Origin of the sequence: Modestobacter marinus, assembly GCF_011758655.1 — a bacterium.
In the GTDB taxonomy this organism is placed as follows: domain Bacteria; phylum Actinomycetota; class Actinomycetes; order Mycobacteriales; family Geodermatophilaceae; genus Modestobacter; species Modestobacter marinus.
Genome location: NZ_JAAMPA010000001.1, coordinates 258,423 through 285,338, shown reverse-complemented (window position 1 = coordinate 285,338; position 26,916 = coordinate 258,423). Strand labels below are relative to the sequence as shown.

The window sequence follows — 26,916 nt, the reverse complement described above, 5'->3', positions numbered from 1 at the left end:
CGCCGCGATCTCCTCGGCCGGTCAGCTCAGGACGCCGTACTCCCAGTGCCACGGCTCCGGGTTCTGCCCGCCCGCCTGGGCCCAGTCCGGTTGCAGCCACCCGTAGTGCCCGGCGTTGAGCCGCATCCACGCGGCCTCCGCGGTGCCGAAGCGGTTGATCCCGCCGCACAGGTCGACCGCCAGGGCCCACCCGTGGTTCGAGGTGCCCGGCACCGCGGTGATCCCCGGCTTCCGGTGGTGGACGTCGACCTGCGCGCCCAGCGACCGGTAGGAGTCGGTGATGCACAGCGGGGCGCCGAAGGTCTGCGCGTAGGCCGCGGACATCGCCCGGTAGGCGGCCGCCGCATCGCAGCGCAGCCGGTGCCCGCCCCCGATCGTGCAGAGCTGGTCGGCCGGGATCTGCCCGTTGGCCCAGCCACCCCACGCCCCGCTCGCCGGCCCGGAGGCGCTGCCCGGGGCGGGCAGCGGTGCGCTGCACGCCGCCGGGACGGGGCCGCTGACCGGCAGCGGTGCCGGAGTGGCCGGCGGCACGGTCACCCGGACGGCGGTGCTCAGGTCGGCCAGCTCGCGCACCGCCACCTGCCGGCGGTCGGCGGAGGCGGAGAGCACGCTCGTGCCGCCCAGGTACAGGCCCACGTCGTCCAGGCCGCTGCGCGGGTCGGTGCGGAACACCAGGTCGCCGACCTGGAGCTGCCCGACCGGCACGGGCGTGCCCTGGGCCCACTGGCCGGCCAGGTCGGTGGGCAGCCCGATGCCGCCCTGCGCCCACGCCGTGGCGGTGAGCCCACCGCAGTCGTAACCGTCGGGCCCGTGCTGGCCGACGAGGTAGGGCCTGCCCAGCTGGGCGAAGGCGGCGCTGACCGCGGCGACGGTCTCGGCGGGCAGCACGGTCAGCGTGCCGCCGGCCGCGTAGGTGGTGGCGACGCCCGGCACCGGCGCGCCCGCGGCGTCGCGCAGCACGGCGAGCCCGGCCGGCAGGGCGTCTGGGTCGGTCAGGGTCGCGGCGGGGGGCGGGGTGACCCCCGCGGCCGCCAGCCGTCCCAGGTGGTCCTGCCAGCCGGCCAGCGCGGCGGCGTTGCGGGTCTGCTGGCCGGCGTCGGCGGGGCTCGCCGACAGCGCGGCCCACTGGGCGCTGACCGTCGGGTCGAGGTCGGCGACGATCGCGCGGACCTCGGTGAGCACCGCGTCGGCCCGGCTGCGCGCCTGCGCCGCGCCCGCGTCGGCCGCGGCGGCGAGGTCGGTCTGCTGCGCCGCCTGCACGGCGGCCCGCGCGGCGCGGGCGACCGAGGCGTCCTGCTGCTCGGTCAGCTGCTCGGCCAGGCCCTGCGCGTGCAGCACCTCCGGCGTCGAGCCGGGGGAGTGGACGGAGAGCTGCGCCAGGGGCCAGCGCTCCGCCGGGCTGCGCCGGTACGCCGCGGCGGCATGGAGCCCCACGGCGTCCCGGTCGGCGGCGACGACGGCCAGCGCGGCCGCGCCGGCGTCCCGGGCCTGCTGTGCCTGGGCGGTGAGCCGCTCCGCCTCGGACAGGGCGGCCCGGTGGCGGGCAGCGGCGTCGGCGAGGGTCGCGGCGGTGGACTCCGCCAGGCCGGCGGCGGCCGGGGCGGGCACCTGGCCGGCCTCGGTGGGCGGCTGGGCGGTGACGGCCAGGACGCCGATCAGGGCGAGGGTGGCGGCACTGACGACGGCCAGCCGGTACCACCAGCGCTGGGTGGCACCGGGGGTGCGGCCGCGCCTCGGCGGAGGCCGGCGACGTCCGGGGGTCGGGCGGCGACCGGCAGCCGTGCGCGGCGCCGGCTTCCTCCCCGTGGGCTGCCGGGCGGTCGTCCGGGTGGCCGGCTTCCGGGCAGGCGGCTTACGGGCAGGGGCCTTACGGGCGGGCCGGCCGGCGGTGGACTGGGCCCGGGGCGGCGACGCAGGAGCGTGCGCACGTGGTGCGGGCACCGTCGTCCCCCCGGCTGCGTCGGATCGGCCCGGCCGCCAGGCGGCGTCCGGTGTCCTGATCCCATCGACGTGCCCACGGGCCCGGTGGAGGTCCGTCACCGGTTCGGGGGGTGCAGCCCACCCCTTCGGGGGAGAGGGACGACGACGAGGCCCCGCCGTCCAGCTGGACGGCGGGGCCTGGTGACGTGCTGCAGCGGCTCCTCTCGGGGACCCGCGCTGAGCCGGCGACGGGCGGGAGGGAGCCCTTCGATCAGCGTTCGGCGATCTCCACGAAGGAACGCTCGGCCGGGCCGGTGTAGACCTGGCGCGGGCGGCCGATCTTCGTGGCCGGGTCCTCGATCATCTCCCGCCACTGGGCGATCCAGCCCGGCAGCCGGCCGATGGCGAACAGCACGGTGAACATCCGGGTCGGGAAGCCCATCGCCCGGTAGATGAGGCCGGTGTAGAAGTCGACGTTCGGGTAGAGCTTGCGCTCGACGAAGTAGTCGTCGGAGAGGGCGATCTCCTCGAGCTGGCGGGCCAGGTCGAGCAGCTCGTTGTTGCCGCCCAGCTTGTCCAGCACCGTGTCGGCGGTCGCCTTCACCAGGGCGGCGCGCGGGTCGTAGTTCTTGTAGACCCGGTGCCCGAAGCCCATCAGCTTGACGCCGGGCTCCTTGTCCTTCACCCGGGCGACGAAGCGCTCGATGTCGCCGCCGTCGCGCTTGATCGCCTCCAGCATCTCCAGCACCGACTGGTTGGCCCCGCCGTGCAGCGGGCCGAACAGCGCGTTGATGCCGGCGGAGACCGAGGCGAACATGTTGGCGTGCGAGGAACCGACCAGCCGGACGGTCGAGGTCGAGCAGTTCTGCTCGTGGTCGGCGTGCAGGACGAAGAGCATGTCCAGCGCCTTGACCAGCTCCGGGTCGGCCTCGTAGGGCTCGGCCGGGAACCCGAAGGTCATCCGGAGGAAGTTCTCCACCAGGCCCAGTGAGTTGTCCGGGTAGAGGAACGGCTGCCCGACCGACTTCTTGTAGGCGTAGGCGGCGATGGTCGGCAGCTTGGCCAGCAGGCGCAGCGTGGAGATCTCCACCTGCTTGGAGTCGAACGGGTCCAGCGAGTCCTGGTAGAAGGTCGACAGCGCGCTGACCGCCGAGGAGAGCACCGGCATCGGGTGCGCGTCGCGGGGGAAGCCCTTGAAGAACTGCTTCAGGTCCTCGTGCAGCAGGGTGTGCCGCCGGATGCCCTGGTCGAACTCCGCCAGCTGGTCGGCCGTCGGCAGCTCGCCGTAGATCAGCAGGTAGGAGACCTCGAGGAAGCTGGCCTTCCCGGCCAGCTGGTCGATCGGGTACCCGCGGTACCGCAGGATGCCCTGGTCACCGTCGATGTAGGTGATCTCCGAGGTGCAGGACGCGGTGTTCACGAACCCGATGTCCAGGGCGACCTGGCCGGTGGTGGCCAGCAGCTTGCTGGTGTCGATGCCCTCCGACCCTTCGGTCGAGGGGATGACCCGCAGCGGCAGTTCGCCGCCGGGCCAGCGCAGGGCTACGTCTGGGGTGTTCGCTGTCTCGCTCATCAGGTCTGGACGCTACTCAGTTCTCCGCGGGATGCGACACGGCCCCGCCGCAGAGTCCTGCGACGGGGCCGCGTCGGCCCTCCTGCCGGGCCCGCCACGCGCGTGGTGGGGAGCAGGAGGGGCCTCGGTCAGGGGTGGGTCATCGAGAGCACGTCGAGGGCGGCGTCCAGCTGCTCCTCGGTGAGCTTCCCCTGCTCCACGTACCCGCGCTCCACGACGACCTGGCGGATCGTCTTCTGCTCGGCCAGCGACTGCTTGGCGACCTTGGCCGCCTCCTCGTAGCCGATGTACTTGTTCAGCGGCGTGACGATCGAGGGGGAGGACTCGGCGTAGGTGCGGCACTGCTCGACGTTGGCGGTGACGCCGTCGACGCAGCGGTCGGCCAGCAGCCGGCTGACGTTGGCCAGCAGCCGGATCGACTCGAGCACGTTGCGGGCCATCAGCGGCAGGGTCACGTTGAGCTCGAAGACGCCGGTGGTGCCGGCGTAGGTGACGGCGGCGTCGTTGCCGATCACCTGGGCGCCGACCTGGATCACCGCCTCGGGGATCACCGGGTTCACCTTGCCCGGCATGATCGAGCTGCCCGGCTGGAGGTCGGGCAGGGCGATCTCGCCCAGGCCGGTGCGCGGGCCCGAGCCCATCCAGCGCAGGTCGTTGGCGATCTTGATCAGCCCGACGGCGATGGTCTTGAGCTGACCGGAGCCCTCGACGAGGGCGTCCCGGGAGCTCTGCGCCTCGAAGTGGTCACGGGCCTCCGACAGCGGCAGGTCCAGCTCGCCGGCCAGTCGCTCGATGATGGCGGCGGCGAAACCGGGCGGGGTGTTGATGCCCGTGCCCACGGCGGTGCCGCCGAGCGGGAGCTCGCCGATCCGGGGGAGGGAGGCCTGCAGCCGCTCGATGCCGTAGCGGACGGCGGCCGCGTAGCCGCCGAACTCCTGCCCGAGGGTCACCGGGGTGGCGTCCATCAGGTGGGTGCGGCCGCTCTTCACGACCTCGGCGAACTCGGTGGCCTTGCGCTCCAGCGAGCCGGCCAGGTGCTCCAGCGCGGGCACCAGGTCGCGCACGATGGCGCCGGTCGCCGCGACGTGGATGGCGGAGGGGAAGACGTCGTTGGACGACTGCGAGGCGTTGACGTGGTCGTTGGGGTGCACCGGCGACCCGAGGGCCTCGGTGGCCAGGGTCGCGATGACCTCGTTGGTGTTCATGTTGCTCGACGTCCCCGACCCCGTCTGGAAGACGTCGATCGGGAAGTGGGCGTCCCAGTCGCCCCGGGCGACGGTCGCCGCGGCCTCGGTGACGGCGTCGGCGACGTCCTGCGGCAGCACCCCGAGGGAGGCGTTCACCGCGGCGGCGGCGCCCTTGATCGCGGCCAGCGCGCCGATCAGCTCGCGCTCGATGGGCGTGCCGGAGATCGGGAAGTTCTCCACGGCCCGCTGGGTCTGCGCGCGCCACTTCGCCCACGAGGGGACGCGGACCTCCCCCATGGAGTCGTGCTCGATGCGGTACTCCCCGCCGTCGGTCTCGGTGGCCACGCTGCGCTCCCGGTGTGGTGTGGTGGTGATGGCCTTGCGGGAGCGACCCTAGACACCGCGGGCGGGCGCCGCGGCCAGGGTCCGGCGCACGAGCCGGCGGCAGGCCGCGGGGGAGTGCACGGCAGGGCCGTGGCGGTGCGCTCGTGCTCTGGCCGTACCGGTGCACCAGAGCACGAGCGTCCGCGGGGTCCGCGGCTAGGGTCCCGGGCATGAGCCAGCAGCAGGGCGGCGAGCCCGGTCCGGTGCCCGTGGTGCGTGCGTCCGACGCCGAGCGCGACGCGGTCGTCACCCGGCTGCAGACCGCCCTCGGCGAGGGGCGGATCAGCGTCGACGAGTTCACCCAGCGGGCCGACGTCGCCTACGCCGCGGTGACGACGGCCGACCTGGACCAGCTGCTCGCCGACCTCCCCGCGCCGGCGACGGCCGTCCCGGCCTTCGGGGAGATCGTCGGCGAGCGCACGACGGGCACCATCGCCACCGTCTTCGGCGACGTGAAGCTGACCGCGACCACCAGCGTGCCGGAGCGGGCCAGCACCGTCTTCGGTGACGTCCGCATCGACCTGCGCGGGCTGCGCACGGCCGAGGAGACGGTGGCGCTGCAGCTGGGCACGGTCTTCGGCGACGTCGAGGTGATCGTCAGCGAGGGCGTGGCCGCGGAGATCGAGGGCTGGACCGTCTTCGGCGACCGCAAGACCGAGCTGGCGCCGGTGCCCCGGCTCCCGGGCACCCCGCGGGTCCTCGTCCGGGGCTGGACGGTCTTCGGTGACCTGAAGCTCCGCAGCCTGGCGCCGGGGGAGTCACCCAGCCGCTGGCGGGCCGTCCTGGACCGGCTGGCCGAGCGCCGGTCGGCCCCGCCGCCCGCTCCCTGAGCGGCCGGCCGACCTCGCCGGAGGGCCCGCTGCCCGGGGCAGCGGGCCCTCCGCTCAGTCCTCGTCCTCGCCGAAGGGGACGGCCGAGTACTGGTTGAGCTTCTCCAGCGAGTGCAGGCTCTCGATCGAGCGGATGGTGCCCGACCGCGAGCGCATGACCAGCGACTGCGTGGTCGCGCCGCCGGCCCGGTACTGGACGCCGCGCAGCAGCTCGCCGTCGGTGATGCCGGTGGCGACGAAGAACACGTCGCCGCTGACCAGGTCGTCGATGGCCAGCACCCGGTCCAGGTCGTGACCCGCGTCGAGTGCCCGCTGCCGCTCCTCGTCGTCCTTGGGCCACAGCCGGCCCTGCAACGCACCGCCCATGCACTTCAGGGCGCAGGCGGTGATGATCCCCTCCGGCGTGCCACCGATCCCCATCAGCAGGTCGACGCCGGTGCCCTCCCGGGCGGCCGCGATCGCCCCGGCGACGTCGCCGTCGGTGATGAACTTGATCCGGGCGCCGGCCTCGCGCACCTCGCGGACCAGGGTCTCGTGCCGCGGCCGGTCCAGGATGCAGACGGTGACGTCGCCCACCGAGCTGCGCTTGGCCTTCGCCACCTTGCGGATGTTGTCCGCCACGGGGGCGGTGATGTCGACGACGTCGGCGGCCGCGGGGCCGGTGGCGATCTTCTCCATGTAGAAGACGGCGGACGGGTCGTACATCGCCCCGCGGTCGGCGACCGCCATCACCGCGATGGCGTTGGGCATGCCCTTGGCCATCAGGGTGGTGCCGTCGACCGGGTCGACCGCGACGTCGTAGTCGTTGCCCCAGCCGTCGCCGACGTGCTCGCCGTTGTAGAGCATCGGGGCCTGGTCCTTCTCGCCCTCCCCGATGACGACGACGCCGCGCATGTGCACCGTGCCGATGAGCGCGCGCATCGCGTCGACCGCGGCGCCGTCCCCACCGTTCTTGTCGCCCCGGCCGACCCACCGGCCGGCGGCCAGCGCGCCGGCCTCGGTGACGCGGACCAGCTCCAGGGCCAGGTTGCGGTCCGGCGCCGGACGGCCGGCGCGCAGGGTCGAGGCCGGCCGTGCGTGCGGCGGGCCGTCGGGCAGTGGCAGGGACACGGGACCTCCTGAGAGCCGTCGGGCGACGCTGCCCAGCGGTGTGGTGGAGCGGTGCTGCGATCCTAGGGGCATGCCCGACACCGGCCAGGACGGCCAGCAGCCCCGGCCCGACCAGACCCGGCCCGCCCAGACCTCCGTGACCACCACCGACGCCGCGAGCACCGCCCCCGCGACCGGTGCCTCGCCCGCCGCCTCCCCGGCCGTCGACCGGATGCACCGATTCACCTCGGCCAACATGATCCGGTCGCTGCTGCCGCTGCTGGTCATCTGCCTGGTGATCGTGGGCATCACCGCGCTGCGGCAGAACCCCTCGGACCCGGTCCGCGACGTCGACCCCACGAGCGCGCAGCGGGCGGCCGCGGAGCGGGCCGACTACGCGCTCCTCGTGCCGACCGACCTCCCCGACGGGTGGCGTCCGACCAGCGTGCGCACCAACGCCGGCTCGGTCCGGGCCGGGGACGCGGTCACCCTGGAGATCGGCTGGTTCACCCCCGGCGAGGAGTACGCCGGGTACGTCGTCAGCGACGACCCGGCCGCATCCGCGGTCGCCGACGTCCTGGAGGGCGCGACCGCCGACGGCTCGGAGCAGGTCGGCGGGCAGACGTGGGAGCGGCTGGACACCCAGCGCGGTGAGACGGCGCTGACCCGGGTCGAGGACGGCGCCACCCTGGTGGTCACCGGTTCGGCGACGGAGGAGGAGCTGGCCACGCTGGCCGGCTCGCTGGAGCCCTACGCCCCCTGAGCCCGCTCGGCGGGCGCGGCCGGCTCGCTCGGAGCCCTACGCCCGCTGGTCCTGCTCCGGGGGAGCGGCGGCCGCCAGGCGTTCGCGCGCCCGGTCCAGCCAGTGCTGGCACAGCTCGGCCAGCTGCTCCCCGCGCTCCCAGAGCGCCAGCGACTCCTCCAGCGTCAGGCCGCCGGCCTCCAGCCGGCGCACCACGTCGGCGAGCTCCTCGCGGGCCTGCTCGTAGGTCTGGGTCGGCTCGACGGCCTGCTCGGGCTGTTCGGTCACGGTTGCCCATCCTCCCCGGCGGGCGTGCGGTCGACCCGCACCGGGAGGCGGCCACCGGCGACCCGCACCTGCAGCCGCTCGCCGTCGTCCACCTCGGCGGGGTCCCGGACCAGCGTGCCGTCGGCCCGCTGGACCACCGCGTAGCCGCGGTCCAGGGTCGCCGCCGGGGACAGCGCCGCGACCCGGGCGCGGGCGTGCACGAGGTCGCGTTCGGCGCCCTCCACCCGGTGGGTCAGCGTGCGGGTGGCCCGGGTCCGCAGCGCGGTGACGTCGTCGGCCCGGCCGGCCAGGAGTCGCTGGGGATCGGCGAGCACCGGGCGGCTGCGCACCGACTCCAGCCAGCGCTCCTGCTGGTCCAGCCGGCTGCCCAGCAGGTGCCGGGCCCGGGCGCGCAGCCCCTCGACCAGCCGGGTCTGCTCGCCGATCTCCGGGACGACCCGGTGGGCGGCGTCGGTGGGGGTGGCCGCCCGGACGTCGGCCACGTGGTCGACCAGCGTGGTGTCGGTCTCGTGCCCGACCGCGGTGACGACGGGCGTGCGGCTGGCCGCGATCGCCCGCACCAGGCCCTCGTCGGAGAACGGCAGCAGGTCCTCGACCGAACCGCCGCCGCGGGCGATGACGATGACCTGCACCGTCGGGTCGGCGTCCAGCCGCTGCAGCCCGGCGATCACCGACTCGGCCGCCGTCGGGCCCTGCACGGCGCAGTTGTGCATGGCGAAGCGGACCGCGGGCCAGCGTCGGCGGGCGGTGACCAGCACGTCGCGCTCGGCGGCGCTGTCCCGCCCGGTGATCACGCCGACGACGGCGGGGGCGAAGGGCAGCGGGCGCTTGCGGGCGGCGTCGAAGAGGCCCTCGGCGGCCAGCAGCCGGCGGATCCGCTCGATCCGGGCCAGCAGCTCCCCGAGACCCACCGCCCGGATCTCGGTGGCGCGCAGCGAGAAGGACCCGCGCGCGACGTAGTAGTCGGGGCGGGCCCGGACGATGACCCGGGCGCCCTCGGTGAGCTCCAGGCCCGGCCGGTCCGCGACGTCCCGGTGGCAGGTGACCGGCACCGAGAGGTCCGCGGCCGGGTCGCGCAGGGTGAGGAAGACGGTGGCCGCGTTGCCGCGCCGGGACAGCTGGGCGACCTGCCCCTCGACCCACACCTCGCCGAGCCGGCCGATCCACTCGGCGACCTTCCGGGCGACGGTGCGCACCGGCCACGGTGACTCGGGGGAGGACGGGCTGCTCACCCGGCCGAGCCTGCCATCCCCCTGCTCCTGCTCAGCCGGGGTACCCGGGAGCCGCGGGGAGCCCGAAGAACTCCTCCATGGTCGACGCCCCGGTGCGCTGCATCTCGGTGGCCAGCGGGACGCCGACGTACCGGACGTGCCAGGGCTCGTACTTGAACCCGGTCACGTCCTGCCGGCCCTCGGGGTAGCGCACGAGCCAGCCGAACTCGGCGGCGTGCGCGGCCACCCACTGGCCCTCGGCGGTGGTGGCGAAGCAGCTCTCGATGTCGCAGCCACCGCCGCCGACGTCGGCGGCCAGCCCGGTCTGGTGCTCGCTGTAGCCGGGCCGGGCCACCTGGACCTCGGCCTGCGCCTCCCCGAAGCGGCTGACCTGGGCGCTGAACAGCGCCACCTGGTAGTCGTAGGACCGGTAGGCGCTCTGCACGCCCACCTGCAGGCCCTGCGCGGCGGCGGCGGCGAGCATCGCGTCCATCGCCTGCGCCGCCTCCGCCCGCAGCTGGTACCCGTTGCCGACCGGGACCAGGTCGGTCGGTGCGAAGTCGATCGGGCTGAGCGGGCGGGCCTTGTTGACCACGACCCAGCTGCTGGCCGGGTCGGTGGTCGACAGCTGGGCGCGGTCGAAGGTCGGCGTGGGGGGCGGCGTCGGCGCCGGGCTGGGGGCCGCGGCCGGCGCGGTCGTGGCGGGCTCGCTGTTCGCCGCCGGGGCCGGGCTGCCGGGCTCCCCGTCCTCCCGCAGCCAGGCGGCCACCCCGACGGCGGCGGCCAGCACGACGGCCAGCGTGAGCAGCAGGAGCAGGACGCGGCGGCCGCGGTGCCGGGCCGGCGTCGCGGGCCGCCGCGTCTCCTGCCGTGTCCCTGCTGCCGGCTCAGCCACGGTCGGCGCTGAGCTTCTCCAGCCGGTTCTGCAGCAGCGTCACGTAGGGCGCGCGGGCGCGGGTGGCCCGCTCGTAGTCCAGCAGGTCGGCCACCGTCTCGGTCGGGTAGGCGCGCAGGTGCCCGCGCAGCGCCGGGATGCTGAAGGTGTCGTAGCCCTCGACGGGGCTGACCGGTGCACCGTCGGCGGCCGACCCGGTCGCGTCGGCCGGCGTGCCGGCGGGGACCAGCGGGTCGCTGGCGGCGCTGTCGGTCACCCCGCTGCCCGGCGTGACGCTCTCCGCGGCCTCCGGGCCGCCGAGGTCGACCAGCTCCTCCGTCGCGTCGTCGAGCGCGGGGACGTCGGGGACGGCGTCGTCGACGATCCGGGTCTGCCCGGGCACCTGCTCGGCGGCCTGGTCGGGGGCGATGTCGTCCAGCGTCGACACCCCGGCCGCGAGGACCCCCGCGGGCGGGGTGCCCGGCACCGCGGGCTCGGCGACGAGCTCGTCGGCGACGGCCTCCCCGATCTCGGCCTCGATCTCCGCCTCGTCCTCGGCGATGTCGGCCACGGTGTCGGCGGTGAGGTCCTCGAGCACCTCGTCCGGGACGGCCTCGGGCACCTCGGCCGCCACCTCGTCGGCGACCTCGGCGGCGAGTTCGTCGACGACCGCGGTCACCGCGTCGGCCTCCGGGTCGTCCGGCAGCGCGGCCACCTGCGCGGGCGTCAGGTCGGCGACGGTGTCGTCGGCGCTGGCCGCCAGCACGGCCGCCACCTCCTCGGAGAGGTCGTCGGGGTCGGCCACCGGCAGGTCGGCGGCGGCCAGGTCGTCCGCCAGGTCGTCCGCCAGCGTGTCGGCCGGCGGCTCCTCGCCGAGGTCGTCGTCGAGGTCGGCGACCCGGTCGAAGGCCGAGGTGCGCCCGGCCGAGGCAGGCCGGGCCGGGGGACGGGCGGGGGCCCCGCCGTCGTCGTCCTCGTCGTCGTCGTCGAAGGTGGCCAGCCCCGGCTCGGCGGCGCCACGCAGCCCGGTGAGCACCTCGTCGCCGCGGGCGACGAGGCCGGAGTACTGCTGCTGCAGGTGCAGCGAGGTCTGCAGGGCCTGCCCGATCAGCCGGACCGGGAGCCCCGGGAGCGTCGTGGGGAGCTTGCGGGCCTCGTCCAGCACGGTGGCGGCCAGTCCGGCTGCCGCGCGGACGACCTCGGGGATCTCTCGAGCCATGGGGCCCAGGGTGCCGCACGTGGCGATCACCGGCAGCCCGACCCGGTGCGCCGTCCCCCGTCCGGGCGGGCGTGGGGTCGGCCCAGCGTGTCCAGCGCCACCCGGTCGGGGCCGCAGCGGCGGGTCCTGGGCGTCGGGCGCACATACAGTGGGGGCATGGCTGAACCGCGTGGACGCGTCCTGCTGGCCGATCCCCGGGGGTACTGCGCCGGCGTCGACCGGGCGGTCGTCGCCGTCGAACGCGCACTGGAGATCCACGGCGCCCCGGTCTACGTCCGGAAGCAGATCGTGCACAACAAGCACGTCGTGGCGACCCTCGAGCGCCGCGGCGCCGTCTTCGTGGAGGAGACCGACGAGGTGCCCGAGGGTGCGGTCGTCGTCTTCAGTGCCCACGGGGTCTCCCCGGCGGTCAAGGCGGAGGCGGAGCAGCGGTCGCTGCGGACGATCGACGCCACCTGCCCCCTGGTGAGCAAGGTCCACATGGAGGCCAAGCGCTTCGCCAAGGACGACTACGACATCCTGCTGATCGGTCACCGCGGTCACGAGGAGGTCGAGGGCACGATGGGCGAGGCCCCGTCGAACACACAGCTCGTCGACGGCGCCGAGGACATCGCCAACGTCCAGGTGCGCGACCCGGAGAAGGTCGTCTGGCTCTCCCAGACCACGCTGTCGGTCGACGAGACGCTGGCCACCGTCGACTCGTTGAAGACCCGGTTCCCCGGTCTGCAGAGCCCGCCGAGCGACGACATCTGCTACGCCACGCAGAACCGTCAGCAGGCGGTCAAGCAGATGGCCGCCGAGTGCGACCTGGTGCTGGTGGTCGGCTCCACGAACTCCTCGAACTCGGTCCGGCTGGTGGAGGTGGCCCTGGAGGCCGGGGCCCGGGACTCCCACCTGGTCGACTTCGCCTCCGAGGTCGACGAGGCCTGGCTGGACGGCGTCGGCACGGTCGGGGTGACCAGCGGCGCCTCGGTGCCGGAGATCCTGGTCAGCGAGGTGCTCGACTGGCTGGCCGCTCGTGGGTACGCCGACGTGGAGACGGTCGAGGCCGCGGAGGAGCGGCTGGTGTTCGCCCTGCCGCACGAGCTGAAGCCGCGCCGCGAGGCGCTCGCCGTCGAGACCGACTGACGACCACCCGGGCCCGCCTCCGCAGGGCAGGGCAGGACGGATGCGAGAGGGCCGGCACCCCGGGTGGGGTGCCGGCCCTCTCGCAGGTCGGGGTGGGTCAGCGGCGGGCGGCCAGCCGCCCGAGGGTGATGACGAGCGCGGCGCCGGTGGCCAGGCCCATGGCCGGGAAGCCGCGGACGAGCAGCGTCGCCAGCGTGGGCAGGTTCAGGCTGGCCGACGGCGCCAGGCCGATGTTGAGCAGCGCCACCCCGACGAACACCAGGGGCGGGGCGACCAGGACGCTCAGCAGGTCGCTGCGCCGGGTGACCAGGGCGGCCCCGATGGTCCCGGCGGTCAGCGCCACCAGGGTGATCGTGCCCAGACCGAGGCCGATGTAGGAGTCGGCGGCCGCGGCGACCAGGGTGACCAGGAAGACGCCGGCGATCGCCAGGGCACCCCGGATCCCGGTGGCGTCCGCCTGGGTGCCGCGTGCCGTGGACCCGGTCCGTCGCCCGTCGCGGGGAGCAGCGGACGGCGCGGGACGGAGGTCGTCGGGACGCCGGCCCCCGCGGCCGGCGGCACGAGGGCCGTCCGCTCGGCGCTCGGGCGGCCGTGGGCTGCGCTCGGGGGCGCGGCCGGATGGCGTGCCACCGGCCCGGGGCGACGGGTAGCCGCGTCCTGCGACCCGGCCGGCGTCGCTGCGTTCTGCACGCACGGCGTCCTCCCGCCTGTCTGGAACTCGGGCATCGACAGTGACCGGAGCCATGGTGCACCTCCTCGTCGGCAGCGGAGGGCCGAGACCACCCCGCTGATCGGGCCACGGTATCGGCCCTCCCTGAGTGAACGCTGGACCGAGCCGGGAGTGGCGGGCCAGAACTCGCCGGTGTCGTCCGACCGCGGTGGCACGATGTGGGCACGCGGACCCCAGCCGCCCCACGCGTCCCCGCCGCCACCCCGGCCGCCGATGGGGGAGATGACGATCCCGACACGCGCGCGTGAACCGGGGACCATGGGGGATCGAGGACAGGCTGGTCCTCGCGGAGTGCGGTTGCCGGCTGTGCGGGCACCGCGTCCGTCCACCGACCCCGTCCAGGAGGACCTGCCCGCATGAGCTCGGTGAGCCTGGTGCCTGAGGTCGCCGCGCGGGACGAGGAGCGGCTGACCGCTCGCGACGCGTGGGCGGTCCTGCGCAGCTGCCGGGTGACCGAGCTCTGGCGCGCCTCGTGGTCCCGCTTCCGCTACGGGGACGGCTTCTCCCACGCCCGGGCGCTCGGGCTGCAGCTGTCGCTGGCCGCGGTGCCGCTGCTGATCGCCGCCATCGGCCTGAGCAACCTGCTCAAGACGCCGTCGCTGCGCCTGCTGGTCGACCGGACGGTCCTGCAGCTGTCGCCCAGTGCCTCCGACGCGATGGTCCGGCGGGTGCTGTCGCCGTGGAGCGACCAGCCGGACGGCGTCCCGCTGGCCACGGCGCTGGGGCTGGCGGCGGCGACGGTGGCGATGGCGACGGCCATGGGGCAGCTCGAGCGCGGGGCCAACCGGATCTACGGCATCCAGCGGGACCGGCCCACCGTGGCGAAGTACCGCCGTGCGCTGGTGCTCGCCGGCATCGCCGGGGTGCCACTGCTGGTGGGGTCGGTGCTGGTGACCACCCTCGTCGCCGCGGCCGAGGCGATGGAGGACGTGTACGGCGTCGAGGAGGAGGTCGTCGTGCTGCTGGTCGGCCCGATCGCCGTCGGGCTCCTGCTGGCCGCGATCACCCTGATGCTGCGCCGGGCACCGGACCGCCTCCAGCCCGCCTGGTCGCTGCTGGTGCTGGGGAGCGTGCTCGCCCTGGTGCTGTGGACCGGGCTCACCCTGCTGCTGGCCGGCGCACTGGACCTGATCGGCTACCTCGGCTCGGCGTACGGACCGCTGACCGGCATCATCGCGCTGCTCTTCTGGGCCCAGCTGACGTCCGCGGCGATCTTCCTCAACTTCGCCGTCTCCGCGGAGCTGGAGCTGGCGGCCATCCGCATGGCGGACGACCGCCTGGCGCGGTCCCGTGGGCCGGCCGACGACGGCGCCCGGTCCAGCGGGTCGTCGACCGCCGGCGCCTCCGCCTGACCCGTCGCGACCGCGTCCGGGGCCCGGTCAGCCGGTGGTGCCGTCGCGTTCGTCGAAGCCGGGCAGCTCCTGCGCCGGTGGGCGCAGCGCCCGCACCGTGCCCTCCACCGGAGCCGGGGTGGGCACCGGGGCGGCGGCGACGCCGAGGTCGTCGAACCGGCGGGTGGCCACCAGCACCGACCGCTCGTAGGAGCCGACCGTCTCGTTGTACCGGGTGAGCGCCGAGCCCAGGGCCGAGCCCAGCCGGGTCAGGTGCCCGGACAGCGTGCTCAGCCGGGCGTGCACGGTGCGCCCGGCCTCCAGCACGGCGGCCGCGTCGTGCGCGAGCCGCTCCTGCCGCCAGGAGTATGCGACGGTGCGCAGCAGGGCGAGCAACGTGCTCGGGGTGGCGATCACGACGTCCCGGCCGAAGCCGTGCTCCAGCAGCGCGGGCTCGGCCTCCAGCGCCGTGGTGAGGAATCCGTCGGCGGGGACGAACAGCACGGTGAACGGCGCCGCGGTGCCGAACGCCGACGGGTAGCGGCGGGCGGCGAGGACGTCGACGTGCGCACGCAGCTGCCGGGCGTGGTCGGCGACCCGCTGGGCGCGCACCGCCGGGTCGGTGGCCTGGACCGCCTCGATGTAGCCGGTGAACGGCACCTTCGCGTCGACGACCACCTGCCGGCCGTCGGCCAGCGTGACCACCAGGTCGGGGCGCACGCCGGATCCCTGGTCGGTGGTGCCGGACGGCTGCTCGACGAAGTCGCAGTGCTCGAGCAGGCCGGCCACTTCCACGACCCGGCGCAGCTGCACCTCCCCCCAGCGGCCGCGGACGTGCGGGGTGCGCAGCGCGGTGACCAGCGCGGCCGTCTCCTGCCGCAGCAGGGCCGAGGTCTGGCCGATGGTGCCCACCTGCTCGCGCAGCTCGCCGTGCGCGGTGGCCCGGTCGCGCTCGATGCCGGCCAGCAGCCGGTGCAGGTGGTCGAGCGACTCGTGCACCGGCTCGAGGGCCTCCGGCGCCGCCCCGCCCCGACCGCGCAGCGCCACCACCCCGAGGGTGACGGCGGCGGCCAGCAGCGCCCCGACGAGGAGCCCGACGAGCAGGGAGGCGGCGTCCATGCCGGTCAGGCTGCCGGACGGGTCCGACAGTTCCGGTGAACCGGCCGGGCGCGCCGCTCAGGCGGGGACGGTCAGGCGGGGACGGGGGCGTGCTCGGCCTCGTGGTCCAGCAGCCAGCGCTTCACCGGCGTGCCCCAGCGGAAGCCGCCCAGGCCGCCGCCGGTGGACAGCACCCGGTGGCAGGGGACGAACAGCGCCGCGGCGTTGCGCGCGCACGCCCCCGCTGCGGCCCGGACGGCCGACGGGCGGCCGCAGCGCTCGGCGAAGGAGGCGTAGGTGTCCGGCCGGCCCGCGGGCACGGTGCGCAGCACCTCCCAGGCGTCGGTGAGGAAGGGCCCGGAGCGCTGGCGCACCGGCACGGTGTCGATCGCGGTCACCTCCCCGTCGGCGAAGGCGGCGACGACGTCGAGCACCGGCAGCTCGTCGGCGTGCTCCACCCAGGTCGGCCGCAGGGACCGGTGGACGACGGGCAGCAGCTCGCCGACGTCGTCGGTCCAGCCGCTGGCGAGGACGACGTCGGCGCCGTCCGGGCCGTCGGTGACGAGCACGGTGAACGGGCCGGGCGGCGTGGCCACGGTGGCGTAGCGGGCGGGCGCGGTGGTCATGACGGGCTCCGATCGGGAGAGGTGCCGCGGGTGAACAGGGACGGGACGGCCAGCGCCCACAGGTGAATCACGGCGTAGGAGCGCCACGGCCGCCAGCGGGCCGCGGCGTCGGTGTCGGAGCTGCCGAGCGCGGCGAGGCTGCGCCGCAGCGCCAGGTCACCGGGCAGCCAGACGTCGGGGTCGGCCAGCCCGCGCAACCCGACGAGGGCCGCCGTCCACGGGCCGATGCCGGGCAGGGCCAGCAGCTGACGGCGCGCCTCGTCACGGTCGGCGCCGGGGTCGAGCGGGACGCTGCCGGCGGCGAGCGCGGCGGCCAGGGTGTGCACGGTGCGCCGGCGGGCCCCGGTCAGCCCGACCGCGGACAGGTCGGCGTCGACGAGGGCGTCGGCCCGCGGGAAGGCGTGGGTGAGGGTGCCGACCGGCTCGGCCAGCGGCCGGCCCGCCGCGGTGACCACCCGGGCGGTGAGCGTCCGGGCGCCGGCCACCGAGACCTGCTGGCCGAGCACCGCACGGACCGCGAGCTCCTCGGCGTCGGGGGCCGCCGGGACCCGCCGTCCCGGGGCACCGGCCACCAGCGGGGCGAGCGCCGGGTCGGCGCCGAGGAGCGCGTCGACGGCGGCCGGGTCGGCGTCCAGGTCGAGCAGCCGCCGGCACCGGGCGACGGCCACGCCGAGGTCCCGCAGCTCGGTCAGCCGCAGCCGGGCCAGCACCGCCGGCCCGCCGTCCGGGGCGGGGGAGAGCCGGACGACGGCGGGGCCGTGCGGGAGGTCCAGCACCCGGGAGAACGTCGTCCCGTCCCACTCCTCCAGGCCGGGGGTGGCGTGGGCGCCGAGGAAGAGCAGCACCTCGTCGGCGGCGAACGGGGCGCGGGCGGCCAGCCGCAGGGTCAGCCAGCCGGGGGCGCCGCCGTCGCTGCGCGGGGTGGCCGGGCGGAGCGCGGAGGGCGTCGTCCCGAACACCGACCGGACCGTGTCGTTGAACTGCCGGATGCTGGCGAAGCCGGCCGCGAAGGCGACGTCGGCCATCGGCAGCAGGGTGGTCTCGATCAGCAGCCGCGCGGTCTGGGCGCGCTGCGCGCGGGCCAGCGCCAGCGGGCCGACGCCCAGCTCCGCGGTGAGCAGCCGGTGCAGCTGGCGTTCGGAGTAGCCCAGCCGCGCCGCCAGGCCGCCGACCCCGCCGCGCTCGACCTCGCCGTCGGCGATCAGCCGCATCGCCCGGGCGACGACGTCGGCGCGCACGTCCCACTCCGGTGACCCGGGGACGGCGTCCGGGCGGCAGCGGCGGCAGGCCCGGAAGCCCGCGGCCTGGGCCGAGGCGGCGGTGGTGTGGAAGGAGACGTTGTGCTCCAGCGGGGTGCGCGCCGGGCAGGACGGGCGGCAGTAGATGCCGGTCGTGTGCACGGCGGTGACGAACCACCCGTCGAACCGGGGGTCGCGGCTGGTGACGGCGCGGTAGCAGTGCTCCACGTCGAGCCGTCCGCGTTCCAGCACCTCGGTCATGACACGAGCATGGCACCGTGCGACCCGGTCGACTGGCGGCTTTCGGACACGGTGGTGGCGGCCCCCGTCCACCGATCGGCGGACGGGCGACCCACGCTCCGGTGGTCCCGGCCGGTCCGGCGCGGCGACAGGCTCGGGTCATGACGACGACGGAGGCAGCACCCCTGCCGACCTCGACCGGCGGGCCCGACCCCGCCGTCCTGGTCCGCGGGCTGCGGAAGAGCTACGGGGGGAAGGCCGTCCTCGACGGGCTGGACCTCGAGGTGCGGCGCGGGGAGTGCTTCGCGCTGCTCGGGCCCAACGGCGCGGGCAAGACCACCACGATCGAGGTGCTGGAGGGGGTCCGGCGGCGCGACGCCGGCGAGGTGCTGGTGCTGGGCGAGGACCCGGCCACCGCCGGCCGCTCCTGGCGCGCCCGGATCGGGGTGGTCAGCCAGGGGGAGGGCGCCGGCCAGGCGCTCAGCGTGCGGGAGACCCTCGACCACTTCGCCCACCACACCTCCACCCCGCGGCCCACCGATGAGCTGCTCGCGGCGGTCGGCCTGGTCGAGAAGGCCGGCACCCGGGTGGCCCGCCTCTCCGGCGGCCAGCGGCGCCGGCTCGCGGTCGCGCTCGGGGTGCAGGGCCGGCCGGAGCTGGTCTTCCTCGACGAGCCGACCACCGGGATGGACCCGGTGGCCCGCCGGCAGTTCTGGCAGCTCGTCCGCGACCTCCGGGCCGGCGGGACGACGGTGCTGCTGACCACCCACTACCTGGACGAGGCCGCCGAGCTCGCCGACCGGGTCGGCGTCATCGCCGGCGGCCGGCTGGTCGAGGTCGCCCCGCCGGCCGAGCTCGGCGCGCCGCTGCGCCGGCAGGCCACGGTGCGCTGGCAGGAGGACGGCGGCTGGCGCGCGGTGCCCACCGAGACCCCCGTCGCCGTCCTGCGCGACCTGCTCGCCGCTGCCCCGCACGGTGAGGTCCCCGGCCTGACCGTCACCCGCCCCGACCTGGAGGACGTCTACCTCCAGCTCGTCACCACCGCTGGAGGAGAGCCCCGATGACCGTCCTGACGACCACCGCCCGACCGGCCCCGCCGTCGACCGCCCGCATCGCGCTGGCCCGGGTCGGGCTGGAGCTCCGGCTGTTCGCCCGGGAACGCCAGCAGGTGGTGTTCTCCTTCGCCTACCCGGTCGTGATGATGGTCGTCTTCGGCTCGGTGCTCGGCGGTGACGTGCTGCCCGGCGGGGTGCCGTTCCCGCAGTACTTCCTGGCCGGGATCGCGGCCACCGGCATCATGCTGACCAGCTTCCAGGCGGTCGGCACGGCGATCGCCGCCGAACGCGAGGCCGGCCAGCTGGAGCGGCTGCAGCTGCTGGGCACCCCGCCCGCGGCGTACTTCGCCGGCAAGGCCGGGCAGGTGCTGGTGACCACCGTGGCGCAGCTGGCACTGCTGCTGCCGGTCGCCCGCTTCGGCTACGACGTGCCGCTGCCGGTGGACCTGGGGCACTGGCTGACGTTCGGCTGGGTCGCGGCGCTGGGGGCGCTGTCCGGGACGGTGCTGGGCATCGCGGTCTCCGCGCTGCCGGGAAGCGCAGCCTCGGTGACCACGACGGTCTCGGCGTTCGCGATCGTGCTGCAGTTCTTCTCCGGGGTGTTCTTCGCCTTCTCGGAGCTGCCCGGCTGGATGCAGCAGGTCGCGGCGGTGTTCCCGCTGAAGTGGCTGACCCAGGGGATGCGCTCGGCCTTCCTCCCCGACCAGGCGGCCGCGTTCGAGGTCGCCGGCGGGTGGGAGCACGGCCGGACCGCCCTGGTGCTGGTCGCGTGGGTGATCATCGGCGTCATGGTGTGCGTGCGCACGTTCCGCTGGCGCCGGGGCGAGGGATGACCGTCGGGTCCCGGCTCCGGTCCGCCGTCGTCCCCGCACCCGGTGGGGACGACGGCGGACCGCCGCTGTCCGAGCGGGGGTGGCGGATCACCGTGCTGGTGCTGCACCTGGCCTTCGGGCTGTTCGTCGCGCTGGCGGTGCTCGACACGCTGCTGAGCGACGTCGGCTCCCGCGCGGTGCTGCTCACCGCTCTGGCCGTGCTGGTGCTGGCCTACGCGACGCTCGGCGCGCCCGCGCTCGCCAGCCGCGACCAGCGCCGGGCCACGGCCTACCTGCCGGTGCTCGTCGGGGTGGTGGGGGTGCTCGCCTGGGAGTTCCCCGAGCTGCTGTTCCTGCTCTTCCTCGGCTTCCCGCAGGTCTGGTTCCTCGCGGAGTCCGCGGTCGTGGGGCTGTGCTGGACCGGTGCGCTGACGGTCGCGGCCACCCTGGGGCCGCTGGTGCACTGGTCGGAGGGCACCGAGCCGGCGTCCGGGCCGGGGCAGACCCTGGTCGGGGCGGCGTTCAGCGTGACGATGGGCCTGTGGGTCACCCGCGTGCTGGAGCAGAGCCGCGAGCGGGCCCTGCTGATCCGGGAGCTGGAGGCGACCCGCGCCGAGCTCGCCGAGGCCCACCGGGAGCAGGGCGTCGCGGCGGAGCGGGAGCGCTGGGCCCGCGAGGTGCACGACACCCTCGCGCAGGGGTACACGAGCATCGTCGTCCTGGCCCAGACCGCCGCGGGGCAGCTGCCCGGCGACCCGGGCGCGGCGGGGGAGCGGGTGGCCCTGATCGAGGAGGTCGCCCGGGAGAACCTGGCCGAGGCCCGCGCGATGGTCGCCGCCCTCGCCCCGGTGGCGCTGGACTCCGCGACGCTGGTCGACGCGCTGCAACGGCTCACCGAGCGGTTCGGCCGGGAGACCGGCCTGGCGACCCGGCTGGACACCGCGGCGCTGGAGGACGACGCCGGGCTGACCCGCGCGGAGGAGATCGTGCTGTTGCGCGGGGCGCAGGAGGCGCTGGCCAACGTCCGCCGGCACGCGGCGGCCAGCGCGGTGCTGCTGCGGGTCAGCCGGGTGGGCGCGGGGGAGTCGGCGCAGGTGTCGGTGCACGTCGAGGACGACGGGGTGGGCTTCGACCCGGCGGCGGCCGACGGGGTGGGCCTGGCCGGGCTGCGGGACCGGGCCGAGCAGGTGGGCGGCGGGGTCGAGGTCGTCTCGTCGCCGGGTGCGGGCACCCGGGTGACGGTGCGGGTGCCAGGGCGATGACCGCGGGCACCGGCGAGCGCGGGACGGAGCGGGACGTGACGACGATCGTGGTGGTGGACGACCACCCCGTCGTCCGCGGTGGGCTCGTCGGCTGGCTGACCGCCCAGCCGGACCTGGCGGTCGTGGCGGAGGCCGGCGACGGGCTGGCGGCGCTCGCGGCGGTCGCCGAGCACTCCCCGGACGTCGTCCTGATGGACCTGCGGATGCCCCGGATGGACGGCGTGACGGCCACCGGCCGGATCACCGCCACGCACCCGGGCGTGCGGGTGCTGGTGCTGACCACCTACGACACCGACGCCGACATCGTCCGCGCGGTCGAGGCCGGCGCGACCGGCTACCTGCTCAAGGACACCCCGCTGCCGCAGCTGGCCGACGCGGTGCGGGCGGCGGCCCGGGGGGAGACGGTGCTGGCCCCGCCGGTCGCCGCCAAGCTGGTGTCCCGGATGCGCGCGCCGGCGGTCGAGGCCCCGACCGCCCGGGAGCTGCAGGTGCTGTCCGGGGTGGCACGCGGGCTGACCAACGCCGAGATCGGCCGGGAGCTGTTCATCGGCGAGGCGACGGTGAAGACCCACCTGCTCCGGGTGTTCGCCAAGCTCGGCGTCGACGACCGCACCCGCGCGGTCCTGGTCGCCGTGGAGCGCGGCCTGCTGGCCGGCCCCGGCTCGGCCGGCTGATCGGCGCTGCGGGTCGGGTTCTGGTTCGGCCGGTTGGCCGGCGTTGCGGGTTGGGCGCTGGTTCGGCTGGTTGGCCGGCGCTGCGGATCGGGCTCTGGCTCGGCCGGCTGACCGGCGTTGCGGGCGGGCCCTGGCTCGGCCGGCTGGCCGGGGCCGCGGCGGCCTGTCAAGGGCCCGTGCGCATCTGTGGACGGGCGCCTGACCTGGGGATTCACGTTGTGCGGCCCCCTCTGAGGCGATAAGATTCGTACACACGTTCGAACGGGTCGGGAGGTGTTCGGTGAGCGAGTTGATCTCTGCGCTGGACGCCCTGGCCACCGATGACCTGCATCTCCTGTCCGACGCTGCCGTGCTGGAGCGGACGGCGTTGCTCGTGCAGCTGGGCAATCGTGTTGCGGCGGAGTTGACCCGCACGGTGCGTCAGGCCGACATCGTGCAGGCCGCGGAGCGCGACGGGCTGAAGTCGATGCGGTCCTGGCTGATCGGGCACGCGCGGCTCGCGCCGGCCGAGGCGTCGCGGATCCTGCGGTCGGGTCGGGGCCTGGAGTACTTCCCGGCTCTTGCGGCTGGGTTTGCCGAGGGCTCGGTGACCGCCGAGCAGGTCGACGTGGTGGCCAGGGCGGTCGGCCCGGTCGAGGTCGCCCGCGCCGGGGAGCAGGGCATCGACCTCGGTGCGTTCGATGAGGTGTGGACTCAGGTGGCGATGGCCTCACCGCACCAGTCGCTGGTGGATGCGGTGCAGGCCTTCGAGGACGCCTTGAACCCCGACGGGCCGGAGCCGGACCCGACGGAGGGGCGGCGGCTGACGATCGCCACGCACGCCGACGGTTCGGTGACCGGCCGCTTCGACCTGGACGTGACCGGGGGCGAGAAGGTCAAGGCAGCGATCGAGTCGATCGTGCAGGCCGACCGCCCGCAGGGTGATGAGCGGACCCGGGCGCAGCAGAACGCCGACGCGCTGGTGCAGTTGGCGGACAACCAGCTCGCCGCAGGGAACCTGCCGACCCTGCGGACGGTGAAGCCGCACGTTGTCGTCGGCATCGACATCGAGGACCTGGTCGACCCGGCCACCGGCGCCCGTGCGGGGGAGCTGGGGTTCGGGGCGACGATCTCCGCCGCCCGCGCCCGATATCTGGCCTGTGACGGCAGCATCTCCCGGATCGTGATGGGCCCCGACGGAACTCCGCTCGATCTCGGCCGGGACCACCGGGTGGTCACCCCGGGGCTGCGCAAGGCCGTCGAACGCCGGGACAAGTCCTGCGTGTTCGCCGGCTGTGGTGCACCGACGTGGTGGTGCGACGTGCACCACCTCATCCACTGGGCTCACGGCGGGGACACGGCGCTGAGCAACTCGGCGTTGTTGTGCGAACGCCACCACACCAAGGTCCACCACGGCTTCCGGGTCGAACGAGATCCCGACGGACGATGGCGGACCTGGCGCCCCGACGACACCGAGATCCTCATCGGCCCACCGCTGTAGTCCCCGCGCTGATGCGGCCCGGGGCTCGGGCCACCCTGGGCTCAGGCGACGCAGCGCTGAGACGTCCTTACGGTCAGACGACCCTGCGTTCGGCGGTCAGCTCGCTGGGGGTGTCGCCGGTGTTCACCGTCGCGCTCGGCTCGACCAGCAGCACCTGGGCGCCGTCGGGGCTGTACGGCTGGTGCGGGGTGCCCTTCGGCACGACGTAGAGCTGACCGGGGCCCAGGGTGACGTCGCCGTCGTCCATCCGGATCGTGAGCGAGCCGGAGAGGACGAGGAAGACCTCGTCGGTCTCCGGGTGGCTGTGCCGGGTGAACTCCCCGCGCGTGTGCACCACACGCAGGTCGTAGTCGTTCAGCACGGCGACGGTGCGGGGCGACCACGGCTGGTCGACGGTGGCCAGGACGGCGGCGAGATCCACGGGTTCGGGCATCTGGCCATCCTCGTCCACCGGGGGAGCGCGTCAACGCCCGTAAGCTGGTTCCCCGTGAGTCTCACCATCGGGATCGTCGGCCTGCCCAACGTCGGCAAGTCGACCCTCTTCAACGCCCTGACCAAGAACGACGTGCTCGCCGCGAACTACCCGTTCGCGACGATCGAGCCGAACGTCGGCGTGGTGGGCGTGCCCGACCCGCGGCTGGCGAAGCTCGCCGAGGTCTTCGGCTCGCAGAAGATCATCCCGGCCACCGTGTCCTTCGTGGACATCGCCGGCATCGTGCGCGGCGCCAGCGAGGGGCAGGGCCTGGGCAACAAGTTCCTGGCCAACATCCGCGAGAGCGACGCGATCTGCCAGGTGATCCGGGTGTTCACCGACCCCGACGTGGTGCACGTCGAGGGCAAGGTCTCCCCGGCCGACGACATCGAGACGATCAACACCGAGCTGATCCTCGCCGACATGCAGACGCTGGAGAAGGCGATCCCGCGGCTGGAGAAGGAGTCGCGCAAGGAGAAGGACCGCAAGGTCCTGCACGACGCCGCCGTCGCCGCCCAGGAGGTGCTCAACAGCGGGAAGACGCTCTTCGCCGCCGGTGTCGACGCCGAGCCGCTGCGCGAGCTGACCCTGCTGACGACCAAGCCGTTCCTGTACGTCTTCAACGTCGACGCCGACGAGCTGGCCAACACCGAGGTGCTCGACGAGCTGCGGGCACTGGTCGCCCCGGCGGAGGCGATCTTCCTCGACGCGCAGACCGAGTCCGAGCTGATCGAGCTCCCCGACGACGAGGCCGCCGAGCTGCTGGCCTCCATCGGCCAGGACGAGCCGGGGCTGGACCAGCTGGCCTCCGTCGGCTTCCGCACGCTCGGCCTGCAGACCTACCTGACCGCCGGGCCCAAGGAGTCGCGGGCCTGGACGATCCCGGTCGGCGCCACCGCCCCCGAGGCGGCCGGGGTCATCCACACCGACTTCCAGCGCGGCTTCATCAAGGCCGAGATCGTCGGTTTCGACCAGCTCATGGAGGCCGGCTCGATGGCCGAGGCCAAGTCCAAGGGCTGGGTGCGGATCGAGGGCAAGGACTACGTCATGGCCGACGGCGACGTCGTGGAGTTCCGCTTCAACGTGTGATCCCGCGCGACCCGCAGGCCGCGCGCTGACGGATCACCGAAGCGCGGGCGTCGGACGGGGGCCGGCCTGGGGTCGGCCCCCGCGCGCCTCCGACGGTCGCACCGCTGCGGGACGGCGCGGTCAGCCCAGGGACGCCGTCATGACGACGTTCTCGGGCGTCACGGTCGTGCACTCGAGGTTCAGCGGCCCGGCGGACACGCTCTCGCCCTCGCTGCAGGAGACCTCCTGGCCGGCGATGCCGACGGTTGCCCGGCCGTCCTGGACCTGGCCGAGGGTGACGGTCTGCCCGAGCACCTCCACCTCGGTCCCGTCGCCGGAGAGCGTGACCACGCAGGAGGTCCCGGAGCACTCCACGCCGGACTCGGTGCTCGTGGCGGCGGCGCCCGTCTCCGACGGGGTGGCGGTGTCGGTGGTGGTCTCGGTCTCGGTCTCCTCCGCCATCGTCGACTCGGTCATCTCGGTGTCGGTCTCGATCGCGGTGTCCACTGCGCTCGTGGCGTCGTCCACGGGCTCGTCGGAGCACGCGGAGAGCGGGACGAGCAGCAGGCCGGCGGCGGCGAGGCCGGACGCCAGGCGGCGGGTACGTGTCGGATTAGTGGCCATACCCGGAGCGTAATGTGACCTAGGTCACACCGCGCCCGGTGTCGGGAAAGTGTCACGTCAGCGTGACCTGACGGCCACCTGCCGGCCCCGGTCGAGGGCCACCCGCGGTCCGCCCGACCCGTCCCCGGCCCCCTGGAGCATCATCCCGGCATGCCGGTCGCTCTGCAGCTCCACGACGTCCTGGCCGCCGTCGAGGACGTCGACGTCGTCGTCGAGGACGACATCGCGGTCTCCGAGGTCGCCCAGGCGCTGGCGGTCTTCGTCGCCTCGATCCTGCTCGCGGTGCTGCTGCGGCGGCTGCTGGTCCGGGCCCTCGACCGCGACGCGAACCGGCACGTCGGGCTCGTCGCCGGCCGGTTCCTCGGCCTGGTCGCGGTCGCCGTCGGCGTCGTCTACGCCCTGGACCTGCTCGGGGTCCAGATCGGCCCGCTGCTCGGTGCCCTCGGCGTGGGCGGCATCGCCATCGCGTTCGCCGCGCAGGACATGCTGCAGAACCTGATCGCCGGCGTGATGCTGCAGATCCGCCGTCCGCTGCGGCTGGGTGACCAGGTCGCCAGCGGCGACTTCGAGGGCGTCGTCACCGACGTCAACCTCCGGACGACGGTGCTGCAGACCTACGACGGCCTGATCGTCTACCTGCCCAACGCCGAGGTGCTGAAGAACCCGATCATCAACTACACCCGCACCCCGCTGAGCCGCACGTCGCTCACGGTCGGGCTGGCCTACGACACCGACCTGGTCCGGGCCCGGGAGGTGCTGCTCGCGGCGTGCGCGGCCGCGGACGGCGTCGCGGACACCCCGGGCCCCGAGGTGTGGGTGGAGGAGTTCGGCGACTCCTCGATCAACCTCGCGGTGCGGTACTGGCACCCCGCGGACATCGCCAGCCGCTGGCGGGTGCGCAGCGGCGTCGCGATCTCGCTGAAGTCCGCGCTGGACGGGGCCGGCATGACCATCCCGTTCCCCCAGCGGGTCCTCTGGTCGGGGGAGGGGGACTGACCGGCGACCCGGCTCAGGGGCGGAGGACGACGTCCGTGCCCTCGGCGCGCACCACCAGGCCGTCCTCTGCGCCCTCGATCGCGGTGAGCTCCTGGCCGAAGGGGAGCGGGTCCAGTGGCACCCGCAGCGAGAACCGCTGCCCGAGCAGGAGCCGGCTGGCCGGGGCGAGCTCGGTCTCGGTGTCCAGCGCGGTGGGGGCGATCGACAGCGCACCGCTCTCGGGGGACAGCTGCGCCAGGGCGGAGGCCGACACGGACTGGCCGAGGAGGTCCACCGTCCCGGTCAGCCGGACCTCCTCCCCGGGTGCCGCGCCGATCTCCACCGGGCGCCCGGTGACCTGGAGGTAGCGGTTGAGGTCGTCGTAGCCGAGGAACGCCTCCCCGACCGACCGCTCGATCCACACCGGCCCCGGCTCCTGCACCAGCAGGTCGTGGAAGGAGACGTGCACGCCGCTGAGCCGGGCCTCCACCCGGTCGACCGACATCGGCCCCGACGACACCTCGCTGAGGGTGACCTCGACGTCGTCGTAGCGGCCCTGCACCGCCTGGAGGAGGAAGACCAGGCCGCGCACCTGCACCGACGGCCGTTCGGCGACGCCGGTCGCCTGCTGGACGTCCCGCGCCAGCAGGGACTCGGCCGCCCACCGGGCCAGCCGGTCGGCCCCCCACAGCAGCAGCAGGGTGCCCACCACCACGGACACGCCCAGGACGACGGTCCGCGGTGCGGGCCGAGAGCGCGGGGCGGTCGCCCCTGGGGCGGTGGGTC

At 75.0% G+C, this 26,916-nt stretch carries 26 protein-coding genes; 11 read left to right on the top strand and 15 right to left on the bottom strand.

The window, feature by feature from the left end; all coding sequences use genetic code 11:
- Positions 1-21: 21 nt before the first annotated feature.
- The 3 genes from FB380_RS25750 to FB380_RS01360 form a co-directional block, all read right to left on the bottom strand.
- Positions 22-1,941: an NlpC/P60 family protein gene (locus FB380_RS25750; protein ID WP_166753516.1), complete on the bottom strand. Its 1,920-nt coding sequence runs from the start codon at positions 1,939-1,941 to the stop codon at positions 22-24.
- 250 nt (positions 1,942-2,191) lie between these two features.
- Positions 2,192-3,493 (bottom strand): citrate synthase, encoded by a 1,302-nt coding sequence (locus FB380_RS01365; RefSeq protein ID WP_166753515.1) that lies wholly within the window; start codon positions 3,491-3,493, stop codon positions 2,192-2,194.
- Positions 3,494-3,621: 128 nt separating this feature from the next.
- Positions 3,622-5,025 (bottom strand): class II fumarate hydratase, encoded by a 1,404-nt coding sequence (locus FB380_RS01360; protein ID WP_166753514.1) that lies wholly within the window; start codon positions 5,023-5,025, stop codon positions 3,622-3,624.
- Positions 5,026-5,234: 209 nt separating this feature from the next.
- Between FB380_RS01360 and FB380_RS01355 the strand changes: the two genes are divergently transcribed.
- Positions 5,235-5,894, top strand: a complete 660-nt coding sequence (locus tag FB380_RS01355; protein WP_166753513.1) for a DUF1707 SHOCT-like domain-containing protein — start codon at positions 5,235-5,237, stop codon at positions 5,892-5,894.
- A 54-nt stretch (positions 5,895-5,948) separates the two neighbouring features.
- On the opposite strand, the gene glpX is transcribed toward FB380_RS01355, so the two are convergent.
- On the bottom strand, positions 5,949-7,004 hold the full coding sequence (glpX, locus tag FB380_RS01350; protein WP_268237741.1) for a class II fructose-bisphosphatase: 1,056 nt from the start codon (positions 7,002-7,004) through the stop codon (positions 5,949-5,951).
- Positions 7,005-7,074: 70 nt separating this feature from the next.
- On the opposite strand from glpX, the gene FB380_RS01345 reads away from it, so the two are divergent.
- Positions 7,075-7,746 carry a DUF4245 domain-containing protein gene (locus tag FB380_RS01345; RefSeq protein ID WP_166753511.1) on the top strand — a complete coding sequence of 224 codons (672 nt, stop codon included), beginning with the start codon at positions 7,075-7,077 and terminating at the stop codon, positions 7,744-7,746.
- Positions 7,747-7,782: 36 nt separating this feature from the next.
- Here the strand turns inward: FB380_RS01345 and FB380_RS01340 are convergent, their stop codons facing one another.
- Genes FB380_RS01340 through FB380_RS01325 form a run of 4 tightly spaced genes read right to left on the bottom strand, consistent with a single transcriptional unit; the run spans position 7,783 to position 11,317 of the window.
- Positions 7,783-8,013, bottom strand: coding sequence for an exodeoxyribonuclease VII small subunit (locus tag FB380_RS01340; protein WP_166753510.1), 231 nt, complete (start codon positions 8,011-8,013; stop codon positions 7,783-7,785).
- A complete protein-coding gene (xseA, locus tag FB380_RS01335; RefSeq protein WP_166753509.1) occupies positions 8,010-9,245 on the bottom strand; it encodes an exodeoxyribonuclease VII large subunit in 1,236 nt (411 codons plus the stop codon). Before xseA ends, FB380_RS01340 begins: the two co-directional genes overlap by 4 nt.
- 31 nt (positions 9,246-9,276) lie before the next feature.
- Positions 9,277-10,119 (bottom strand): M15 family metallopeptidase, encoded by an 843-nt coding sequence (locus FB380_RS25745; protein WP_166753508.1) that lies wholly within the window; start codon positions 10,117-10,119, stop codon positions 9,277-9,279.
- On the bottom strand, positions 10,112-11,317 hold the full coding sequence (locus tag FB380_RS01325; RefSeq protein ID WP_166753507.1) for a hypothetical protein: 1,206 nt from the start codon (positions 11,315-11,317) through the stop codon (positions 10,112-10,114). Before FB380_RS01325 ends, FB380_RS25745 begins: the two co-directional genes overlap by 8 nt.
- Before the next feature lie 156 nt (positions 11,318-11,473).
- Between FB380_RS01325 and FB380_RS01320 the strand changes: the two genes are divergently transcribed.
- A complete protein-coding gene (locus FB380_RS01320) occupies positions 11,474-12,445 on the top strand; it encodes a 4-hydroxy-3-methylbut-2-enyl diphosphate reductase (RefSeq protein WP_166753506.1) in 972 nt (323 codons plus the stop codon).
- A gap of 97 nt (positions 12,446-12,542) precedes the next feature.
- Here the strand turns inward: FB380_RS01320 and FB380_RS01315 are convergent, their stop codons facing one another.
- Positions 12,543-13,139, bottom strand: coding sequence for a DUF6542 domain-containing protein (locus tag FB380_RS01315; protein ID WP_166753505.1), 597 nt, complete (start codon positions 13,137-13,139; stop codon positions 12,543-12,545).
- A 392-nt stretch (positions 13,140-13,531) separates the two neighbouring features.
- Between FB380_RS01315 and FB380_RS01310 the strand changes: the two genes are divergently transcribed.
- On the top strand, positions 13,532-14,527 hold the full coding sequence (locus FB380_RS01310) for a YihY/virulence factor BrkB family protein (protein ID WP_166753504.1): 996 nt from the start codon (positions 13,532-13,534) through the stop codon (positions 14,525-14,527).
- Positions 14,528-14,554: 27 nt separating this feature from the next.
- Here the strand turns inward: FB380_RS01310 and FB380_RS01305 are convergent, their stop codons facing one another.
- The 3 genes from FB380_RS01305 to FB380_RS01295 form a co-directional block, all read right to left on the bottom strand.
- Entirely contained in the window at positions 14,555-15,625 is a 1,071-nt protein-coding gene (locus FB380_RS01305) for a DNA recombination protein RmuC (protein ID WP_166753503.1), read from the bottom strand.
- 71 nt (positions 15,626-15,696) lie between these two features.
- Positions 15,697-16,230 (bottom strand): methylated-DNA--[protein]-cysteine S-methyltransferase, encoded by a 534-nt coding sequence (locus FB380_RS01300; protein WP_166753502.1) that lies wholly within the window; start codon positions 16,228-16,230, stop codon positions 15,697-15,699.
- Positions 16,227-17,729 (bottom strand): Ada metal-binding domain-containing protein, encoded by a 1,503-nt coding sequence (locus FB380_RS01295; RefSeq protein WP_166753501.1) that lies wholly within the window; start codon positions 17,727-17,729, stop codon positions 16,227-16,229. Before FB380_RS01295 ends, FB380_RS01300 begins: the two co-directional genes overlap by 4 nt.
- 140 nt (positions 17,730-17,869) lie before the next feature.
- Between FB380_RS01295 and FB380_RS01290 the strand changes: the two genes are divergently transcribed.
- The 5 genes from FB380_RS01290 (at position 17,870) to FB380_RS01270 (ending at position 22,991) form a co-directional block, all read left to right on the top strand.
- On the top strand, positions 17,870-18,772 hold the full coding sequence (locus FB380_RS01290) for an ABC transporter ATP-binding protein (RefSeq protein WP_166753500.1): 903 nt from the start codon (positions 17,870-17,872) through the stop codon (positions 18,770-18,772).
- Positions 18,769-19,596, top strand: coding sequence for an ABC transporter permease (locus FB380_RS01285; protein ID WP_166753499.1), 828 nt, complete (start codon positions 18,769-18,771; stop codon positions 19,594-19,596). The genes FB380_RS01290 and FB380_RS01285 overlap by 4 nt, the downstream gene beginning before the upstream one ends.
- Entirely contained in the window at positions 19,593-20,837 is a 1,245-nt protein-coding gene (locus FB380_RS25190) for a sensor histidine kinase (protein WP_166753498.1), read from the top strand. The genes FB380_RS01285 and FB380_RS25190 overlap by 4 nt, the downstream gene beginning before the upstream one ends.
- On the top strand, positions 20,834-21,511 hold the full coding sequence (locus tag FB380_RS01275) for a response regulator (protein ID WP_166753497.1): 678 nt from the start codon (positions 20,834-20,836) through the stop codon (positions 21,509-21,511). The genes FB380_RS25190 and FB380_RS01275 overlap by 4 nt, the downstream gene beginning before the upstream one ends.
- 280 nt (positions 21,512-21,791) lie before the next feature.
- Positions 21,792-22,991 carry an HNH endonuclease signature motif containing protein gene (locus tag FB380_RS01270; protein ID WP_166753496.1) on the top strand — a complete coding sequence of 400 codons (1,200 nt, stop codon included), beginning with the start codon at positions 21,792-21,794 and terminating at the stop codon, positions 22,989-22,991.
- Positions 22,992-23,064: 73 nt separating this feature from the next.
- On the opposite strand, the gene FB380_RS01265 is transcribed toward FB380_RS01270, so the two are convergent.
- A complete protein-coding gene (locus FB380_RS01265; protein WP_166753495.1) occupies positions 23,065-23,424 on the bottom strand; it encodes a cupin domain-containing protein in 360 nt (119 codons plus the stop codon).
- Positions 23,425-23,478: 54 nt separating this feature from the next.
- Between FB380_RS01265 and ychF the strand changes: the two genes are divergently transcribed.
- Positions 23,479-24,552 carry a redox-regulated ATPase YchF gene (gene ychF / locus FB380_RS01260; RefSeq protein ID WP_166753494.1) on the top strand — a complete coding sequence of 358 codons (1,074 nt, stop codon included), beginning with the start codon at positions 23,479-23,481 and terminating at the stop codon, positions 24,550-24,552.
- Between the two features lie 120 nt (positions 24,553-24,672).
- On the opposite strand, the gene FB380_RS01255 is transcribed toward ychF, so the two are convergent.
- Positions 24,673-25,155: a hypothetical protein gene (locus FB380_RS01255; protein WP_166753493.1), complete on the bottom strand. Its 483-nt coding sequence runs from the start codon at positions 25,153-25,155 to the stop codon at positions 24,673-24,675.
- 150 nt (positions 25,156-25,305) lie between these two features.
- On the opposite strand from FB380_RS01255, the gene FB380_RS01250 reads away from it, so the two are divergent.
- The gene (locus tag FB380_RS01250; RefSeq protein WP_166753492.1) at positions 25,306-26,151 is read left to right on the top strand and encodes a mechanosensitive ion channel family protein; all 846 of its coding nucleotides are present in this window, start codon (positions 25,306-25,308) and stop codon (positions 26,149-26,151) included.
- Positions 26,152-26,164: 13 nt separating this feature from the next.
- On the opposite strand, the gene FB380_RS01245 is transcribed toward FB380_RS01250, so the two are convergent.
- Entirely contained in the window at positions 26,165-26,851 is a 687-nt protein-coding gene (locus FB380_RS01245) for an LmeA family phospholipid-binding protein (protein WP_166753491.1), read from the bottom strand.
- Positions 26,852-26,916: the final 65 nt, after the last annotated feature.

What these genes read in the sequence shown, in the direction of transcription:
- FB380_RS01365 (WP_166753515.1), bottom strand. Translation starts at nt 3,493, where the DNA reads ATGAGCGAGACAGCGAACACCCCAGACGTAGCCCTGCGCTGGCCCGGC.
- FB380_RS01355 (WP_166753513.1), top strand. Translation starts at nt 5,235, where the DNA reads ATGAGCCAGCAGCAGGGCGGCGAGCCCGGTCCGGTGCCCGTGGTGCGT.
- FB380_RS01345 (WP_166753511.1), top strand. Translation starts at nt 7,075, where the DNA reads ATGCCCGACACCGGCCAGGACGGCCAGCAGCCCCGGCCCGACCAGACC.
- FB380_RS01325 (WP_166753507.1), bottom strand. Translation starts at nt 11,317, where the DNA reads ATGGCTCGAGAGATCCCCGAGGTCGTCCGCGCGGCAGCCGGACTGGCC.
- FB380_RS01320 (WP_166753506.1), top strand. Translation starts at nt 11,474, where the DNA reads ATGGCTGAACCGCGTGGACGCGTCCTGCTGGCCGATCCCCGGGGGTAC.
- FB380_RS01310 (WP_166753504.1), top strand. Translation starts at nt 13,532, where the DNA reads ATGAGCTCGGTGAGCCTGGTGCCTGAGGTCGCCGCGCGGGACGAGGAG.
- FB380_RS01305 (WP_166753503.1), bottom strand. Translation starts at nt 15,625, where the DNA reads ATGGACGCCGCCTCCCTGCTCGTCGGGCTCCTCGTCGGGGCGCTGCTG.
- FB380_RS01300 (WP_166753502.1), bottom strand. Translation starts at nt 16,230, where the DNA reads ATGACCACCGCGCCCGCCCGCTACGCCACCGTGGCCACGCCGCCCGGC.
- FB380_RS01295 (WP_166753501.1), bottom strand. Translation starts at nt 17,729, where the DNA reads ATGACCGAGGTGCTGGAACGCGGACGGCTCGACGTGGAGCACTGCTAC.
- FB380_RS01290 (WP_166753500.1), top strand. Translation starts at nt 17,870, where the DNA reads ATGACGACGACGGAGGCAGCACCCCTGCCGACCTCGACCGGCGGGCCC.
- FB380_RS01285 (WP_166753499.1), top strand. Translation starts at nt 18,769, where the DNA reads ATGACCGTCCTGACGACCACCGCCCGACCGGCCCCGCCGTCGACCGCC.
- FB380_RS25190 (WP_166753498.1), top strand. Translation starts at nt 19,593, where the DNA reads ATGACCGTCGGGTCCCGGCTCCGGTCCGCCGTCGTCCCCGCACCCGGT.
- FB380_RS01275 (WP_166753497.1), top strand. Translation starts at nt 20,834, where the DNA reads ATGACCGCGGGCACCGGCGAGCGCGGGACGGAGCGGGACGTGACGACG.
- FB380_RS01265 (WP_166753495.1), bottom strand. Translation starts at nt 23,424, where the DNA reads ATGCCCGAACCCGTGGATCTCGCCGCCGTCCTGGCCACCGTCGACCAG.
- FB380_RS01255 (WP_166753493.1), bottom strand. Translation starts at nt 25,155, where the DNA reads ATGGCCACTAATCCGACACGTACCCGCCGCCTGGCGTCCGGCCTCGCC.
- FB380_RS01250 (WP_166753492.1), top strand. Translation starts at nt 25,306, where the DNA reads ATGCCGGTCGCTCTGCAGCTCCACGACGTCCTGGCCGCCGTCGAGGAC.